The sequence below is a fragment of the Pedococcus sp. P2_A3 genome (assembly GCF_056405035.1).
Genome location: NZ_JBFUCW010000008.1, coordinates 116,819 through 132,473 on the forward strand (window position 1 = coordinate 116,819; position 15,655 = coordinate 132,473).

A 15,655-nucleotide genomic window follows, 5' to 3' on the forward strand; every position below is an offset into this window, starting at 1 on the left:
CCCGACGCGCCCGACGCGTCAGGCGCTCTTCAGCTGAGCCGCCCCTGCGCGCGCCCGGTGGCGGTACCACTGGTAGGCGAGGATCGCGCAGACGACGCCGTTGAGCAGGCCGGCGATGACGTCGGAGATGTGGTGGGCGCCGCGGTAGAGCCGCGCCATCCCGACGAGGAACGGGATGGCGCCGCACACCGTCATCAGCACGCGGCGCAGCCACGGGCGTTCGATGCGGGTCGCCGCCATGAGCAGCAGGGAGAAGTACAACGCCGTGGACGCGCCGGTGTGACCACTCGGATAGCTGGTCGTGGGCGGCGAGGTGTCCATGGGGTTGGCCGGTGGTCGGGCTCGTCCGACCGCCAGGGTCAGGAACAGGAAGATCGTCGCCTGCAACGAGATCGAGACCAGCGGGACCAGCGACCACCGCCACTCGCGCGTGCGCCACCAGATGAGGGCGACCGCGAGGAGGCACACGCCGATGACGATCTCGGTGTTGCCCAGCCTCGAGAAGACCCAGCTGATCGGGTTCCAGAAGTCGGTCCGGTCGCGGCTGAGCGCCCGCGCCGTCCGGTCTTCGGCCCGGTCGATCGCGGAGAACGGTCCGGTGATGAGCAGGCCAATGCCGAGGAGCACCCCGAAGAGGACTACACCGGGTGCGACAGCCCTCGTGAGGAGGTCGCGGCCGTCTTGCCAATGAATCCGAGCCATGAGGAGAACGTAATGCCCACACCGAGGACATAGCCCGCCAACACGTCGGACGGGAAGTGCACGCCGAGAAATATCCGGTCCAGACCCACGACCAGCGAGAACACCACCGCGAGCACGATCGCGACGCGGTGACCCGCCGGCGACAGCAGCGGCCAGAGCAGGAAGACGACCACGGTCGTCACGACGGCGACGTTGAACGCGTGGCCCGACGGGAACGAGAAGCCGGGCGAGTGCGAGATCGGGTCCTCGACCACCGGCCGAGCCCGCCCGACGAGGGCCTTGGCGAGGAGGCCGATGTTCCAGCCGACCATCATCGTGACGAACGCCCACAGCGCGCGGCCGCGCAGGCCCTTGGCCAGCCAGGCCCACAGGCACAGCCCGCTGGCCAGGAGGTAGAGCAGGAAGGGCTGGCTGATGCTCTGGAGGGCGATGAGCGAGTCGGCGATGCCGTGCTCACGGGTGAAGCCGGTCGCGCTGCGGATGAGGTCGTTGTCGAGCCGGATCAACGGGTCGAACTTCTGCCGCACCGCGAAGCCGAGCAGCAGCACCGGCACCACGAACAGCACCATCGCCACCGCACCGCGCACCAGGCGCGCACCGCGCCCCATCAGTCGACGGAGCCCACGCGCACGACGAGGGCGCCGGGGACGATCTCGGCGGAGATCCCGCGCGCCTTGCCGAGGGTGTCGCCGTCGATCTGCACCTCCTGGGGGCGGTCGGCGCGGATCTTCATCGACGGGCTGGTGTAGTGGTCGACGATCTGGTGCCCCTTGCGCTTGCGCGTGGCGAGGCGAGCCGCGACAGCGGCCCACCCGGCGATGCCCTTGGGGGAGAGGACCACCATGTCGAGCTGGCCGTCGTCGATCTCGGCCTCGGGCATGAGCACCAGCCCACCGAGCAGCTTGCCGCAGTTGCCGATGATCACCGTGCGCGCGCGGCGGGTGAACTCCTCCTGGTCCTCCACCTTGACCCGCACCTTGAACTGCGGTCCGCGCAGGTTGCGGGTGCCGGAGACGACGTAGGCCGCGGGGCCGACCTTGGCCTTCAGCTTCTCCGGGGCGTCGGCCATGATCGCGGCGTCGAAGCCGAGGCCCGCCATGACGAGGAAGACGTGCTCTGCGGGCGACTGGTCCTCACCAGAGGTGTCCATGGTGAGGCGCCCGACGTCGATGCGCTTGTTCTGGCCGGTGAGCGCCACGCGCAGGGCGTCGTCGAGGTCGTCGACCGGGAGGTCGAGGTTGCGGGCCAGCAGGTTGCCGGTGCCACCGGGCAGCAGTCCCATCGGCACCTCGCTGCCGACCAGGGCCTCGGCGACGGCGCGCACCGTGCCGTCGCCCCCGAGGGGACAGACGAGGTCGACCTTCTTGTCGAGGGCCTCCTTGGCCTGGCCGGTGCCGGGGTCGCGCTCGGTGGTGAGGATGAACAGCGGCTCGGACCACCCGAGGTTGACCGACTGCTCGGTGATCCTGCGACGGACCGCCGCCACGTCGTCGAACTTGGTGGGGTTGACGATGATGGCGGCACGACGAGTGGGGGATTCGGACACGGTGCCCTCCGGGCGGAAGTCGTTGCGGTGCGGGCGGCGCCCCCACCGGCGGCCACGGTGGGCACCACCGACACTGCGCACGCGCATCCCGGCCCACCCGGCGATGCCGAGGGCGAGCAGGACGACGAGCACGATCGCCCCGAGGGCGACCCAGCCGGAATGTTCGCGAAGCACGGGCCGACGCTACCCCACGGCGAGGTCGCATCCGCACAGGTCAGAGCGTCCGTGGAACGGCAGGATCGGTGCGGGAGTTGGCGCCCGCGGCCCTTCGCGGCGACCGGTCCGCCGCCTACCGTGGTCGCCATGGCCGACCAGCATGCCGACCCTCGTGACCAGAGCCTGGCCGACGGGATCGTCCCGGACACCAAGGACTGGACCTGGACCCTTCAGCGCCCCTGCCCCGACTGCGGGTTCGACGCCCGTTCGGTGGCCGCGGCCGAGATCGCACCGACCACCCTCGCGTCGACCGCGCCGTGGACCGCCGTGCTGCAGCGACCCGATGCGGCCCAGCGCCCGGCGCCCGGCGTCTGGTCGGCCTTGGAGTACGCCTGCCACGTGCGGGACGTCTGCCGCGTGTTCGACGGGCGGCTCACCCTGATGCTTGCCGAGGACGGGCCGCGGTTCGCCAACTGGGACCAGGACGAGACGGCGCTGGCCGAGCGGTACGGCGAGCAGGACCCGGCCGTCGTCGACACCCAGCTGCAGGAGGCGGCGGCGACCGTGTCGGGGACGTTCGCGGGGGTCCGCGACGACCAGTGGGACCGCTCGGGTCTGCGCAGCGACGGGTCGCAGTTCACCGTGCTGACGCTGGGGCGGTACTTCCTGCACGACCTCGCGCACCACCTGGTGGACGTCCGCGCCTGAGCCGCGCCCGCGGCATACCCGTCAGGCCTTCTGCGGATGTCCCGTCAGTGCCGCCGCGCCGCCCATGACGAGGAAGATGCTCCCCGACACGTACTTCTGCCGCTCGACCGCGCGGGGGTGGCGGTGCAACCACGCGCCGATGGAGCCCGCGCTCAACGCGTAGAGGCTGTCGAAGACCGCACCGATCGCGACGAAGATCGCGCCGAGCACCAGCACCTGCGACCAGATCGGCCCGGACTCGCGGTGCAGGAACTGCGGGAAGAACGCGACGAAGAAGACCGCCGTCTTGGGGTTGGAGATGCCCACGAGGAAGGCGTCGCCGAACGCGCGTCGTGAGTGCGTGACGGGCGCGCGGTCGAGGGCGAAGTGCCCCTTGCTGCGGAACTCCTTGACGGCCAGCCAGAGCAGGTATGCCGCGCCGACGTACTTCACGACGGAGAAGGCCAGCACCGACGAGCTGATCACCGCGGAGAGGCCGAACGCCGTCGCCACCACCATCACCGCGGTCGCAGACTCGATGCCGGCCATCGAGGCCACGGCCAGCCGTCGGCTCCCCTGGCCGATCCCGCGCGAGATGAGGAACAGCATCGCCGGGCCGGGCAGCAGGATGAGGGCGGTCGCCGCGAGGGCGAACGACGCGAGGGTGGGCGTGGACGGCATACCGCAAGGATCGCGCCCGGCCACGCGCCCGGGCAACGGGTTTCAGACCGCGAGACGGACCTGCGATGGGCGCTCGTGCGCGATCGCTAGGCTGACCCGGTGATCGACATCAAGCTCTTGCGTGAGGACCCGGACCGCGTCCGCGCCAGCCAGCGCGCCCGCGGTGAGGACGAGGGGATCGTCGACGCGATCCTCACCGCCGAGCAGGCGCACCGCTCCTCCCTCACCGAGTTCGAGCAGCTGCGCGCACAGCAGAAGTCGATGGGCAAGCAGGTCGCGCAGGCCCAGGGTGACGAGAAGCAGGCCCTGCTCGCCCAGACCAAGGACCTCTCCGCGCGGGTCAAGCAGCTGCAGGCCGATGCCGACGCCGCGCAGGCCGAGCTCGGCCGGCTGATCCGCCAGATCGGCAACATCGTCGAGGACGGCGTCCCGGTCGGGGGCGAGGATGACTACACCGTGCTCGAGCAGGTCGGCACGATCCCGTCGTTCGACTTCGAGCCCCGCGACCACCTCGCCCTCGGGGAGTCGCTCGCGGCCATCGACATGGAGCGCGGCGCCAAGGTCGGCGGCTCGCGCTTCTACTTCCTCACCGGGGTCGGCGCGCGGCTCGAGCTCGCCTTGCTGAACATGGGCATCGCGCAGGCCGTCGAGCACGGCTTCACGCCGATGATCACGCCCACGCTGGTGAAGACCGACGTCATGGCCGGCGCCGGCTTCATCGACAAGCACGCCGACGAGGTCTACCGCCTCGAGGCCGACGACCTGTTCCTCACCGGCACCTCCGAGGTCGCGCTGGCCGGCTACCACGCCGACGAGATCCTCGACCTGTCGGCGGGGCCCAAGCGGTATGCCGGGTGGTCCGCCTGCTACCGCCGCGAGGCCGGGTCGCACGGCAAGGACACCCGCGGGATCATCCGGGTCCACCAGTTCCACAAGGTCGAGATGTTCACCTACTGCCGCGTCGAGGACGCGGCCGCCGAGCACCAGCGGCTGCTGGGCTGGGAGAAGGAGATGCTCGCCAAGATCGAGGTGCCCTACCGCGTCATCGACACGGCCGCGGGCGACCTCGGTGGTCCGGCCGCGCGCAAGTTCGACTGCGAGGCCTGGGTGCCGACCCAGGGTCGCTACCGCGAGCTGACCTCGACCTCGAACTGCACGACATACCAAGCGCGCCGACTCAACACGCGCGAGCGTGACCCGAACGGCCAGGGCACCCGTGCGGTGGCCACCCTCAACGGCACCCTCGCGACGACCCGGTGGATGGTGGCGATCCTCGAGAACCACCAGCAGGCCGACGGGTCGGTCGTCGTGCCGAAGGCGCTGCAGCCCTTCCTCGGCCTCGAGGTCCTCCAGCCGGTCTGACCGCCCCCGCACCCCCGCAAAACGGTGGTTGCTCGACGAAACGGCKSCCACAGACCMCGTTTCGTCGAGCAATCACCGTTGTGTTGAGGCGGTAGCGTCGGCGAGGTGAGCGATCGCCAGTTGCCGAAGTGGTCCGAGCTCAAGCCGCTGCTGCGACCCAAGCCGGTCGAGCTCAACGCGAAGAAGCGCCGGCTGGCGGGCGCGCTGACGATCGCCGACCTGCGTGAGGTGGCCAAGCGGCGCACTCCGCGGTCGGTGTTCGACTACACCGACGGGGCGGCCGAGTCGGAGCTGAGCCTCGCGCGGGCCCGGGCGACCTTTCGCGACCTGACCTTCCAGCCGTCGGTGCTGCAGGACGTGGGCGACATCGACACCACGACGACGGTCCTCGGCACGCCGTCCGCGCAGCCCTTCGGCTTCGGTCCGACGGGGTTCACCCGGATGATGCAGCACGAGGGCGAGCGTGCCGTGGTCCGCGTCGCGGAGCGGGTCGGCATCCCCTACTGCCTCTCGACCCTGGGCACCACCGACGTCGAAGGCGTGGCGCAGGCGTCGCCCGGCGCCCGCAAGTGGTTCCAGCTCTATGTCTGGCGCGACCACGCGCCGGCCGAGGACCTGATGGCCCGGGCGAAGGCGGCCGGGTTCGAGGCGCTGGTCCTCACCGTCGACGTGCCGGTCGCGGGGGTGCGGCTGCGCGACGTCCGCAACGGTTTCAACATCCCGCCGGCGTTGTCGGCGAAGACCGTGCTCGACGGGGCGATGCACCCGAACTGGTGGGTCAACTTCCTCACCACTGAGCCGCTGCGGTTCGCCAGCCTCGACCGGTGGGACGGCACCGTCGCGGAGATGATGAACGCGCTGTTCGACCCCACCATGACGCTCAAGGACCTCGACTGGGTGCGCTCCACCTGGGACGGCCCGCTCATCGTCAAGGGGCATCCAGACCGTCGAGGACGCCCGCCGGATGTTCGGCGCCGGGGCCGATGCCATCGTGCTGTCGAACCACGGCGGTCGGCAGCTCGACAAGGCGCCGGTGCCGGTGCGCCTGGTGCCCGACGTGCGCGATGCCCTGGGCGACGGCCCCGAGGTGATGGTCGACACCGGGGTGATGTCCGGCTCCGACGTCGTCGCAGCGGTGGCGCTCGGCGCGAGCTCGGTGCTCGTGGGCCGTGCGTACCTCTACGGCCTCATGGCCGGTGGCGAAGCGGGGGTCGAGCGGGCTGCCCAGATCCTCAGCACCGAGGTGCGCCGCACCATGGCGCTCCTCGGCGCGCGTCGAATCGCCGACCTCGGTCCCCAGCACGTCCGCCTTCCGTAGGCTCCGCACATGACCGTTTCCCCGCAGGCGGGCCCGCCCCGCCTCGTCGCACTCGACGTCGACGGCACGACGATCAACCACGCCGGTGAGCTGTCACCGGCCGTGCGCGACGCCGTCCACGACGTCATCGCCGCTGGGCACCACGTGATCATCGCGACCGGCCGGTCGATCGTGGCGACGACCACCGTCATGGCCGAGCTGGGCATCGAGACCGGGTATGCCGTGTGCTCCAACGGGGCGGTGACGATCGAGCTGGACGCCCGGGAGGACAGCGGCTTCCGGATCATCGACGCGATCACCTTCGACCCGGCACCGGCCCTCAACCTGCTCCGCCACGAGTGGCCGGACGCGGTCGTCGCCGTCGAGGAGCTGGGGGTGGGCTTCAAGCTCAGCGCGCCCTTCCCCGACGGTGAGCTGCAGGGCGAGCTGCGGGTCGTGCCGTGGGACGAGCTCGTCGCCGACCCCGTGACCCGTGTGACGTTCCGGTCGCCGAACGGCACGGCCGAGGACTTCCTCGCCCTCACCGAACGGATCGGCCTGCACGGCGTCAACTACGCCGTCGGCTTCTCCGCCTGGCTCGACCTGAACCCCGAAGGGGTCTCGAAGGGCTCGGCCCTCGAGCTCCTGCGGCGGCGCCTCGAGGTCGAACCGCAGGACACCGTGGCTGTCGGCGACCAGCGCAACGACGTGGAGATGTTGCACTGGGCCGCCCGCGGGGTGGCGATGGGCAACGCCCCCGACTCGGTCAAGGAGATCGCCGACGAGGTGACCCTCACAGTCGACGAGGACGGCCTGGTCCCGGTGCTGCGCTCGCTGCTCTGACCGCCCTGCCCTGCGGGGACTCGCTGACCCGGTAGCCGGTGATCCAGTCCTGGGCCTTGTCGGTCACGAGGTGGCGGAAGACCACCCGCATGATGGCCTCCTGCGGCACGCGGCCGATCCGGCCCGGGAGCTTCGAGCTGCTCGACCGCGCACCGACCGCGACCACCTTCTCGACACGCTTGCGGCGCGCGGTGACGAATCGCTCGAACCCGGGCGTGACGTCGGAGGTGTCGGCGAGGCACCCGGCCAGCACGACGGCGTCCTCCATCGCGAGGGACACGCCCTGCCCCGAGCTCGGGGACGGCGCGTGCGCGGCGTCGCCGACCAGGACGAGGCGTCCGCGGTGCCAGGTCGCCACGTGGCCGAGGTCGTAGGTGTTGTCACCGGCCAGCTCGAGCTCGCCCGACTCGATCAGCGCCCGGGCAGGTCCCGCGTCGTCGGCGACCAGCGCCGCGAGCAGGGTCTGCCACTGGTCGTGGGTGGTGGCCGTCCGCCGCTCCCGGTTGATCTCCGGCTCGGGGACGTTGACGAACCAGACGACGTCGTCCGCGGGGGTGCGGTGCAGTCCGACGAAGGCGTGCCGCCCGAAGGTGAACTGCCAGCCGTCACCGGGCAGGTCCTCGGCGAGCGGGGTCTGGCGGGTGATGCCGCCGAAGTTGGTCAGGCCCACGTACCGCGCAGCAGGGGCGCCGGGATCGACTGCGGTCCGGACGGCCGAGTGCACGCCCGAGGCGCCCACGAGCAGGTCCCCGTCGACGGTGCTCCCGTCCTCGAGGACGGCGACCGCCGTGGTTCCCTCCGTGCCCACGGAGGCGACCTTGGCGGCATACCTGACCTCGATGCCGCGACGCGTGGCCTCGTCCATCAGCGCGTGGGTGAGGTGGGGACGCTTCATCGTGAGGGCCGGTGTGCCGTCGGCCAGGGGGGTGCCCAGCGTGATCGACCCGAGCAGGCGGCCAGTGGCGCCCAGCATGATGTTGCGGCGCGAGGGGAAACCGAGGTCGCGCACGAGGTCGAGGCAGCCGATGGCGGCGAGCGCGTCGAGGCCGTTCGGTGCGATGGTGAGGTAGGAGCCCTCCTCCTGGGTGGCGGCCCGGTCACGGGCCTCGAGGACGACGGCCTCGATGCCCACCCGCTGGAGGGCCATGGCGGTGGCGGGGCCGGCCACTCCTCCCCCGACGACGACAGCCTTCACAGTGGTAGCCTTTCTTACGACAATCGGATAGTTCGATAATCGAAAGGATTGCACGCGTGGCACGGACCCGTCAAGCAGCCATCGAGCAGGCCGGGAGGGCGATGCAGCGCTACCAGCGCAGCGTCCAGGCGTTCGACGACGCCGTCGGCCGGTCGCTGGGGCTCGGCCCGGCCGACATGCGGTGCCTCGACATCCTCAGCGAGGGTCCCCGGACGGCCGGCGAGCTGAGCGCCGCGACCGGGCTGCGGCCGGCTGCGACCACGGCGCTCATCGACCGCCTCGTCGTGAAGGGTTTCGTGGCGCGGCAGCCGAGCGAGACCGACCGGCGCCAGGTGCTGGTGGCCATGAAGGAGGAGGGGGCCCGACGCACGTGGGCGGCCTACGGCCCCATGGTCACCGAGGGTCAGCAGGCCTTCGGGTCATTCACGATCGCCGAGCTCGAGCGGATGGGCGAGCTGCTCGACGGCATCACCGAGCTGACCGAGCGGCACCGCACGAGGATCGAGCGCGGCTCAGCGTGACTGAAGCGCGTCCAGCGCCACCGCCATGCCGAGACCGACCCGCCAGTCGAGCTGCCAGCCGTTGCTGGCCTGCGGCATGCGGATGTCGTAGCGGTCGCGCAGGCTCCGCTTGCGCTCCGACGACAGCACGAGGCTCCCGTCCGGGGCGGTGAAGTCGAAGTGGAAGAGGAACGGCAGCGGGATGTCGCCCACGACCGGGAGGAAGTCCCAGACCCGACGGAGGATCGCGATGTTCTGGTTGCGCTCGGTGCCGAACGCCTCGAGCCCGTCGGGGGTGCCGAGGTGCCACGACGACCGCAGCAGCGACTTGCCGAAGTCCTTGCGGAACCAGCCGATCGGCGCACCGGACGCGTCGAAGACGTCGTACGTGGCACCGAGGTCCATCCGGGTGCGGGCCTTGAACGAGAAGACCGGCTGGGTGCGCGCCTCGTCGGAGTAGAAGGTCACCTGCTCCTTGAACGCCATCCGCTTCTGCTGCGCGACCGCGATCACCGGCCCCTCGACCCCGGCGGCGTCAACCGACCGGATCTCGTAGCGGTTGACCATCATCGTGATCTTCTGGCGCAGGGAGTATCGCTCCGTGGCAGCGGGTTGGCTCATGGCGCACAGTGTGCCGCATCGCTGACAGACTGGGTCTGCCATGGCAGACCTGATCATCACCTCGCCGTCGAACCCGCGCCTCAAGGCGCTCGCGGCGCTGCGCCGTCGGCGCACCCGCGAGGAGACCGGGCGCACCCTCGTCGAGGGGTTCGAGGAGCTCAGCCTCGCGCTCGCCGCCGGGGTGTTCCCGGAGGCGCTCTACTACTGCCCTGAGCTGATGCTCGACCCGGCCAGCCAGGAGCGCGTCGTCGACGAGGTCCGTCGCGACGGCGTGGAGACCGTGCAGGTGTCGCGCACCGCCTTCGAGCGGGCTGCGTACCGCGAGGGACCCGACGGCTTCCTGGCGGTGGTGCCCTCGGTGGTGCGGTCGTGCAGCGAGCTCTCCGTCGGGCCGCGCGCCCTCACCGTGCTGTGCCAGGGCGTCGAGAAGCCGGGCAACCTCGGGGCGATGCTGCGCACCGCAGATGCGGCCGGCGCGGAGGCTGTCGTGGCTGCCGATCCCGTCACCGACTGGGGCAACCCCAACCTGGTGCGCGCCTCCAAGGGCACCGTCTTCAGCGTGCCGGTCGCCAGCGACTCGACCGCCGACACCCTCGCGTGGCTGGACGCGCACGGCATCGCGCTCGTCGCCACGACGCCGGACACCGACCTGCTCCACACCGATGTCGACTACACCGGACCGGTGGCCATCGCGGTGGGAGCCGAGAAGTACGGTCTCACCGACGAGGTGCTGGCGCACGCGGCATACAAGGTCCGGATCCCCATGGTGGGCAAGGCGAACTCGCTGAACGTCGCGACCTCCGCCGCCATCGTCATCTACGAGGCGGTCCGCCAGCGGGGTGCCGCGGCGGCCGGCTCGTCCCACTGAAGTCGCCCTGAAGCCTCACTGACCACACCCGTGTCAGGAGCACTCCCTGACGTATGTCACGATGTCGGGTATGCGAGTTGACCACGTTTCGTATGCGGCAGAGCACGACGGACTGCAGGCGACCGCGGAGCGCCTCGCCAAGCTGATCGGGGTCGACCCGGTCGATGGGGGGATCCACCCGCGGTTCGGTACGCGCAACGTGATCCTCCCGCTGGCGCACGAGCGTTACGTCGAGGTCGTCGAGGTCCTCGACCACCCGGCCTCCGACAAGGCGCCGTTCGGCCAGGCCGTGCGCGCCAGGTCAGAGGCCGGCGGCGGGTGGCTGGGGTGGTGCATCGCCGTCGACGACCTCGCTCCCCTCGAGACCCGCATCGGCCGTGAGGCAGTGCCCGGCAACCGCTACCGCCCCGACGGCGTGGAGCTGCGCTGGCGCCAGCTCGGCATCAAGGGCCTGATGTCCGACCCGCAGCTGCCCTACTTCGTGCAGTGGGAGGACGTGGCGCTGCACCCGTCGGTCGGCGCGCACACGACGGTCACCATCGACAACCTGCAGATCGCGGGCGACCCCGACCGCGTGCGCGACTGGCTCGGCCTGCCGCCCGACGAGACCTCCTCGGTCATCGACTTCACCTTCGTCGCCCCGCGCGGCACCCCCGGGCTGCTCGCAGTCACCTTCGACACCCCTGAGGGCAAGGTCACCGTCTGACCCAGGTCGCCGCGGGGCGTCGACCGGCCGTCACGTGGATGCGCGCTCGTCCTCGACGCGTGCGGCCGGAGCGGCCGCCGTGGCTGCACCCCGGTTGGCCCTCAGTCCGAACTGCAGGTCCGTGCGCCGGGGCGCGTGGCCGAACTCTCCCTCGGCCGTCCGCCACTCCTGGCCGGCCATCAGCGTGCCCAGCACCTCCGCCAGCAGGTGTTGACCCGCCTGGAGCGCGTCGTCGGGCGTGCTGTAGGCGCGGATGGTGCGGTATGCCTCGAAGTCGCCCACGGACAGGACCCCCACGAACCCCCAGCTGTCAGAGGCCGGGGACGAGGTGATCGTGACGTGCAGCCCATCGGCGCTGATCATGAGGAGACCTTCACAGTTGACGTGAGAGGAGGCGACGGCCCGTGCCGGCGCGGAACGACGCCGTGTCTGCTCGCCTTCGACTATAACCCCGGCTGCCGGGCGTCTCCCGCGTCGTCTGACAGTCGGCACGGGCCTGCTCGGCCGCAGGCGTCGACAAGGACCGGGCGCTGCCGAGCTAGCTGCTCCAGATGCGGTAGCTCTTCGGGACCAGCTCATCGTCCTCATCAGTCGACGGCCACGCAGTGTCGTCGGCTTCGTCACCGGCGGAGTCGGGCGGCTTGACGACGTGCAGCCGCCGCCGGTGCGCGTCGTCGTCCGGGAGGACCTCGATGTCGTTCCAGCGGGCGCGTTCGCCGCTCGGCGGTTGGTATGCCGCCACGCCGGGTGGCGCGGGTGGGTCACCTCCGGGTGGGGCGGCCAGCTCGGCGGCGGTCGGGGGTCGCACGGGCAGTCCGTAGCGGTTGGTGACGACCAACCCGTCGAGCCGGGTCGGGTCACCGGAGATGGTGAAGTCACCCCGGTCGATGGCGTCGTGGTGGAACGGGCACAGGCTCACCTGGTTGTCCTCGTCGGTCGCGCCGCCAGCAGCCCACTCGTGCAGGTGGTGCACCTCGACGAACCGGGTTGCTGTGCACCCGGGGAACCGGCAACCGCGGTCACGGTCCTCGATCAGCCGCCGCGACCGGCGAGGCAGGATCCGCATGGCGCGCCCCACGCTGACCGGCCGCCCGTCGGTCTCCCACACCGGCTGCACGACGCCGTCGGAGACGAACCGTCCGAGCAAGCGCTGCGGGATCGCCCCTCCGCCGTTGACCCATGCGCCGTCGGTGGAGAGGTGCAGGTAGACCCGGTAGTGACTGGCCCGACCCGTCGAGGCGACCGACGACAGCGAGCGCTGGGCGAGCTCCTCGAGCGCGTCGGCGTACGTCGGGCGGTCCGTGGCCGCGATCCCGCCCACCTCGGACTGGGTCGCCGCGCCCTCGCGCGACCCTGACGCCGCGAGGAAGAGCGCGTCCTTGGCCTCCTTGAGCGCCTGCTCGACCAGTGCCCCCACCGGAGCAGGTGCGCTGTAGCGCAGCTGGAACCGGCCGTCCGCGTCGTAGTGCATCGACAGGTCGGGACGCGCGCAGGCCCGGCGCTCCGAGTCCGCTTGTCCCGGCAAGTCGGCCGGGGGAACAGCTGGTGGGGTCTCATCTCCGGAGGGCTGGGCCTCCGCGACCGGGGCGGGTGCGAACGCGTGGCGGCTCAGGGCGCGACGCAGCTGGGGCACACTGGCGTGCTTGGCGAACTCGGTGGCCGACCGCTGGTGGGTCGCGGGCGCGTGGTGGGCCACGACGGCGGTCTGGTCGAGAGAGAGGAGCCCGTCGCGCAGCGCCTCGGAGGCCGCGGGCAGCTCGTCTCGCCGCTTGGCGATCGCCACCACGTCCCGCGCATGCGACGGTGACAGGCCGGCGCGCACGACGAGGTAGTGCTCCGGCGAGCGGAACCCGCCGTCACCCCAGTGCTTGCCCTCGATGACCTCGGCGGCCAGGTCGACGAGCTCGCCCTGCACCCGGTTGAGCCGCCCCGCGACCTCGGCCGTACGCGTCCAGAGGTCGCGTTGGACCTCATTGCGCTGGGCGACCAAGGGGGTAATCGACATAGCCCAATCGTACACCTGTTCGAACCCCCACGTCCAGCAATCCACAACCAAAATCATTGCTGCACAACACTTTTCGAGCACCTGCCGACTCACGCCTCCCCGAAGTACTCCTCCACCAGCTTCGTGGGGGCCGAAGCCGCCCACGCATCCGTGATGACCTCGGCGAGTTCGGCCCGCGTGACCCGTCCGAGGTCGCGCTGCCGGAGCAGCACCGCGTTGTAGCCGTCGAAGTGCGGGGTCGTGAACCACGGTCCGTCACTGCCAACCAGCGCCTCCTTGTCGCCCTGGTCCGCGACCGAGATGACGATGACGTCCTGCATCCGCTCGCCGGTGTCGGGATCGATCGCGTCGGGCCGCGGCTCACGGAAGTGCAGGAAAGACTTCTTGCGCACGACGTAGGCCGGGTTGCCCCACGACCTGCCCTCCTCCACCTCAGGCAGTGACAGCGCGATCTCGGCCAGGTCCGACAGCTTCGCTTTGCGTGCAGCCATGACGGCGACGCTACGCCGTGGGCCGGCCACCCACCTCCGCATCGATGACCAGCGCTTGGATCGGGGGCAGCAGGGCCAGGCCGTTCACCACGACGGAGAACCCGACGAACGCCACCGCCCACCCGTGGTGTCCTGCAGCCCACAGGCCGAGACCGGCCAGCCCGAAGACGAGCACCTTCGTGACCGGACGGATCACTGGACCCCCGAGCGGCGCCTTCGGTGACGCGAACACCCACCAGACCGCGATGACCACCAGCACCATGCCGATGGCCAGCAGCACCCCGCTCTCGTGGTTGCCCCACACCGCTGCCGCCGCTGCGGCAAGCACTTCGTCGACGAACACCAAGGCCAACACCAGCCAGCCGAACGCCACCATGCGCCCAGCGTCGCACGGGGGTCACCCGCGGGGCCACCGGTATGCCGCGTGGTCACCACGCGGCATACCGGTCAGCGCAAGGACTCAGTCGCGGCGGTCACTCCCCAGGAAATCGACCAGCTCGGGGGCCACGCCGATGTAGGTCTGGGGGGTCAGCTCGGACAGGCGCTTCGCGACGTCGTCGGGCAGGCCGAGCCCGGCCACGAACTCGCGCAGGTCGTCGCCGGTGATGCGACGTCCACGGGTGAGCTCCTTGAGCCGCTCGTAGGGGTTCTCCATGCCGGCCACACCCTGGGCGCCGAGCGCGCGCATCGCGGACTGCACCGGTTCGCCCAGCACCTCCCAGTTGGCGTCGAGGTCGGCTGCCATCGCGGCGGGCACGGCGTCGAGCCCGGCGAGACCACGGGCGGCGTTGTCGATGGCCAGCAACGAGTGGCCGAACGCGACGCCGATGTTGCGCTGCATCGAGGAGTCGGTGAGGTCGCGCTGGAGCCGGCTGTTGACCAGCGTCGAGGAGAGCACGTCGAACAGCGCGTTGCTGACCTCGAGGTTCGCCTCGGCGTTCTCGAAGCGGATCGGGTTCACCTTGTGGGGCATCGTCGACGACCCCACGGTGCCCTGGCCGCGCACCTGGGCGAAGTAGCCGAGCGAGATGTAGGTCCAGACATCGGTGCACAGGTTGTGCAGGATCCGGTTGAACCGCGCGAGGTCGGCGTAGAGCTCGGCCTGCCAGTCATGGGACTCGATCTGGGTCGTGAGCGGGTTCCATTGCAGCCCAAGGGATTCCACGAACTCTCGGCTCAGCGCGGGCCAGTCGGCGCCGGGCACGGCTGCGAGGTGCGCGCCATACGTGCCGGTGGCGCCGTTGAGCTTGCCGAGGAACTCGGCCGCCCCGATGCGGCGCAGCTGGCGCCCGAGCCGGTGGGCCAGCACCGCCAGCTCCTTGCCCATGGTGGTCGGGGTCGCCGGCTGTCCGTGGGTGTGCGCCAGCAGCGGCACCTCACGCAGGTCCGACGCCATCGTCGCCACCGTCTCCACGAGGGCACGCGCGCGCGGCAGCCACACGTCGTGGACCGCGCCCTTCACCATCAGCGCGTAGGAGAGGTTGTTGATGTCCTCACTGGTGCAGCAGAAGTGGATCAGCTCGGCCAGCCCGCGGTCCTGGTCGCCGGGCGCGATCGCGGTGAGCCGACGCTTGAGGAAGTACTCGACCGCCTTCACGTCGTGCTGAGTCTCGCGCTCGATCGTCGCGAGCTCCTCGATCTCGTCGGCGCCGAAGTCGTCGACGACCCGGCGCAGCCGCTGCTGCTCGTCGTCGGTGAGCGCACGAACCCCCGGCACGACCTGGTGGGTCGTGAGGAAGATCAGCCACTCCACCTCGACCCGGATGCGCTCGCGGTTGAGCGCCGGCTCGGACAGGTGGTCGACGAGGGGAGCCACCGCACCGCGGTAGCGCCCGTCGAGGGCGCCCAGCGCGATGGGAGGGGTCGCGTCAGCAAGCGAAGCCATGGCCCACAGTCTCCCAGAGTGCGGGGCCACCGCAGGACACCGGTATGCCGCGTGGGACGCCGCGCGCGGGCGTCGCGCGCGGGCGTCGCACCGGCGGCATACGGTGGGGA

At 70.9% G+C, this 15,655-nt stretch carries 18 protein-coding genes and 1 pseudogene; 8 read left to right on the forward strand and 11 right to left on the reverse strand.

All coding sequences use genetic code 11. The annotated features are described in order from the left end of the window. Positions 1 to 18: 18 nt before the first annotated feature. The 3 genes from AC1DX8_RS08695 to AC1DX8_RS08705 are packed head-to-tail and all read right to left on the reverse strand — an operon-like array spanning position 19 to position 2,422. Positions 19 to 702 carry a phosphatase PAP2 family protein gene (locus AC1DX8_RS08695; RefSeq protein ID WP_477629518.1) on the reverse strand — a complete coding sequence of 228 codons (684 nt, stop codon included), beginning with the start codon at positions 700 to 702 and terminating at the stop codon, positions 19 to 21. Further along, complete coding sequence (locus tag AC1DX8_RS08700; RefSeq protein ID WP_477629519.1) at positions 639 to 1,310, reverse strand: phosphatase PAP2 family protein; 672 nt, start codon at positions 1,308 to 1,310, stop codon at positions 639 to 641. Before AC1DX8_RS08700 ends, AC1DX8_RS08695 begins: the two co-directional genes overlap by 64 nt. Then, positions 1,310 to 2,422 (reverse strand): diacylglycerol/lipid kinase family protein, encoded by a 1,113-nt coding sequence (locus tag AC1DX8_RS08705; protein ID WP_477629520.1) that lies wholly within the window; start codon positions 2,420 to 2,422, stop codon positions 1,310 to 1,312. Before AC1DX8_RS08705 ends, AC1DX8_RS08700 begins: the two co-directional genes overlap by 1 nt. A 129-nt stretch (positions 2,423 to 2,551) precedes the next feature. Between AC1DX8_RS08705 and AC1DX8_RS08710 the strand changes: the two genes are divergently transcribed. Beyond that, positions 2,552 to 3,112: a DinB family protein gene (locus AC1DX8_RS08710; RefSeq protein WP_477629521.1), complete on the forward strand. Its 561-nt coding sequence runs from the start codon at positions 2,552 to 2,554 to the stop codon at positions 3,110 to 3,112. A gap of 21 nt (positions 3,113 to 3,133) precedes the next feature. On the opposite strand, the gene AC1DX8_RS08715 is transcribed toward AC1DX8_RS08710, so the two are convergent. Beyond that, the gene (locus AC1DX8_RS08715) at positions 3,134 to 3,772 is read right to left on the reverse strand and encodes a LysE family translocator (RefSeq protein WP_477629522.1); all 639 of its coding nucleotides are present in this window, start codon (positions 3,770 to 3,772) and stop codon (positions 3,134 to 3,136) included. Positions 3,773 to 3,871: 99 nt separating this feature from the next. Between AC1DX8_RS08715 and serS the strand changes: the two genes are divergently transcribed. The 4 genes and pseudogenes from serS to AC1DX8_RS08735 all read left to right on the forward strand — a co-directional run bounded on the left by serS (position 3,872) and on the right by AC1DX8_RS08735 (position 7,274). Next, the gene (gene serS / locus AC1DX8_RS08720; RefSeq protein ID WP_477629523.1) at positions 3,872 to 5,134 is read left to right on the forward strand and encodes a serine--tRNA ligase; all 1,263 of its coding nucleotides are present in this window, start codon (positions 3,872 to 3,874) and stop codon (positions 5,132 to 5,134) included. 255 nt (positions 5,135 to 5,389) lie between these two features. Next, positions 5,390 to 6,007: pseudogene (locus AC1DX8_RS08725) on the forward strand (alpha-hydroxy acid oxidase); the annotation flags it as partial. A 91-nt stretch (positions 6,008 to 6,098) separates the two neighbouring features. Next, complete coding sequence (locus tag AC1DX8_RS08730) at positions 6,099 to 6,452, forward strand: alpha-hydroxy acid oxidase (RefSeq protein ID WP_477629524.1); 354 nt, start codon at positions 6,099 to 6,101, stop codon at positions 6,450 to 6,452. A gap of 9 nt (positions 6,453 to 6,461) precedes the next feature. Continuing rightward, positions 6,462 to 7,274 (forward strand): HAD family hydrolase, encoded by an 813-nt coding sequence (locus AC1DX8_RS08735; protein ID WP_477629525.1) that lies wholly within the window; start codon positions 6,462 to 6,464, stop codon positions 7,272 to 7,274. On the opposite strand, the gene AC1DX8_RS08740 is transcribed toward AC1DX8_RS08735, so the two are convergent. Beyond that, the gene (locus AC1DX8_RS08740; RefSeq protein WP_477629526.1) at positions 7,225 to 8,469 is read right to left on the reverse strand and encodes an FAD-dependent oxidoreductase; all 1,245 of its coding nucleotides are present in this window, start codon (positions 8,467 to 8,469) and stop codon (positions 7,225 to 7,227) included. The two genes, AC1DX8_RS08735 and AC1DX8_RS08740, sit on opposite strands and share 50 nt — an antisense overlap. 56 nt (positions 8,470 to 8,525) lie before the next feature. Here AC1DX8_RS08740 and AC1DX8_RS08745 point away from each other — a divergent pair, with 56 nt between their 5' ends. Further along, positions 8,526 to 8,990 (forward strand): MarR family winged helix-turn-helix transcriptional regulator, encoded by a 465-nt coding sequence (locus AC1DX8_RS08745; RefSeq protein ID WP_477629527.1) that lies wholly within the window; start codon positions 8,526 to 8,528, stop codon positions 8,988 to 8,990. On the opposite strand, the gene AC1DX8_RS08750 is transcribed toward AC1DX8_RS08745, so the two are convergent. Continuing rightward, on the reverse strand, positions 8,982 to 9,590 hold the full coding sequence (locus AC1DX8_RS08750; RefSeq protein WP_477629528.1) for an LURP-one-related family protein: 609 nt from the start codon (positions 9,588 to 9,590) through the stop codon (positions 8,982 to 8,984). The two genes, AC1DX8_RS08745 and AC1DX8_RS08750, sit on opposite strands and share 9 nt — an antisense overlap. 40 nt (positions 9,591 to 9,630) lie before the next feature. On the opposite strand from AC1DX8_RS08750, the gene AC1DX8_RS08755 reads away from it, so the two are divergent. Both AC1DX8_RS08755 and AC1DX8_RS08760 read left to right on the forward strand, forming a co-directional pair. Continuing rightward, positions 9,631 to 10,458 carry a TrmH family RNA methyltransferase gene (locus AC1DX8_RS08755; protein ID WP_477629529.1) on the forward strand — a complete coding sequence of 276 codons (828 nt, stop codon included), beginning with the start codon at positions 9,631 to 9,633 and terminating at the stop codon, positions 10,456 to 10,458. Between the two features lie 70 nt (positions 10,459 to 10,528). Continuing rightward, positions 10,529 to 11,164 (forward strand): VOC family protein, encoded by a 636-nt coding sequence (locus AC1DX8_RS08760; RefSeq protein WP_477629530.1) that lies wholly within the window; start codon positions 10,529 to 10,531, stop codon positions 11,162 to 11,164. Between the two features lie 30 nt (positions 11,165 to 11,194). On the opposite strand, the gene AC1DX8_RS08765 is transcribed toward AC1DX8_RS08760, so the two are convergent. From AC1DX8_RS08765 to purB, 5 genes are all read right to left on the reverse strand, one after another. After that, positions 11,195 to 11,527: a hypothetical protein gene (locus AC1DX8_RS08765; RefSeq protein WP_477629531.1), complete on the reverse strand. Its 333-nt coding sequence runs from the start codon at positions 11,525 to 11,527 to the stop codon at positions 11,195 to 11,197. Between the two features lie 175 nt (positions 11,528 to 11,702). After that, complete coding sequence (locus tag AC1DX8_RS08770) at positions 11,703 to 13,169, reverse strand: HNH endonuclease signature motif containing protein (RefSeq protein ID WP_477629532.1); 1,467 nt, start codon at positions 13,167 to 13,169, stop codon at positions 11,703 to 11,705. A gap of 89 nt (positions 13,170 to 13,258) precedes the next feature. Beyond that, positions 13,259 to 13,660, reverse strand: a complete 402-nt coding sequence (locus tag AC1DX8_RS08775; RefSeq protein ID WP_477629533.1) for an MmcQ/YjbR family DNA-binding protein — start codon at positions 13,658 to 13,660, stop codon at positions 13,259 to 13,261. 10 nt (positions 13,661 to 13,670) lie between these two features. After that, positions 13,671 to 14,036: a DUF2568 domain-containing protein gene (locus tag AC1DX8_RS08780; protein ID WP_477629534.1), complete on the reverse strand. Its 366-nt coding sequence runs from the start codon at positions 14,034 to 14,036 to the stop codon at positions 13,671 to 13,673. A gap of 84 nt (positions 14,037 to 14,120) precedes the next feature. Continuing rightward, complete coding sequence (gene purB, locus AC1DX8_RS08785) at positions 14,121 to 15,545, reverse strand: adenylosuccinate lyase (protein WP_477629535.1); 1,425 nt, start codon at positions 15,543 to 15,545, stop codon at positions 14,121 to 14,123. Between the last annotated feature and the right edge of the window lie 110 nt (positions 15,546 to 15,655).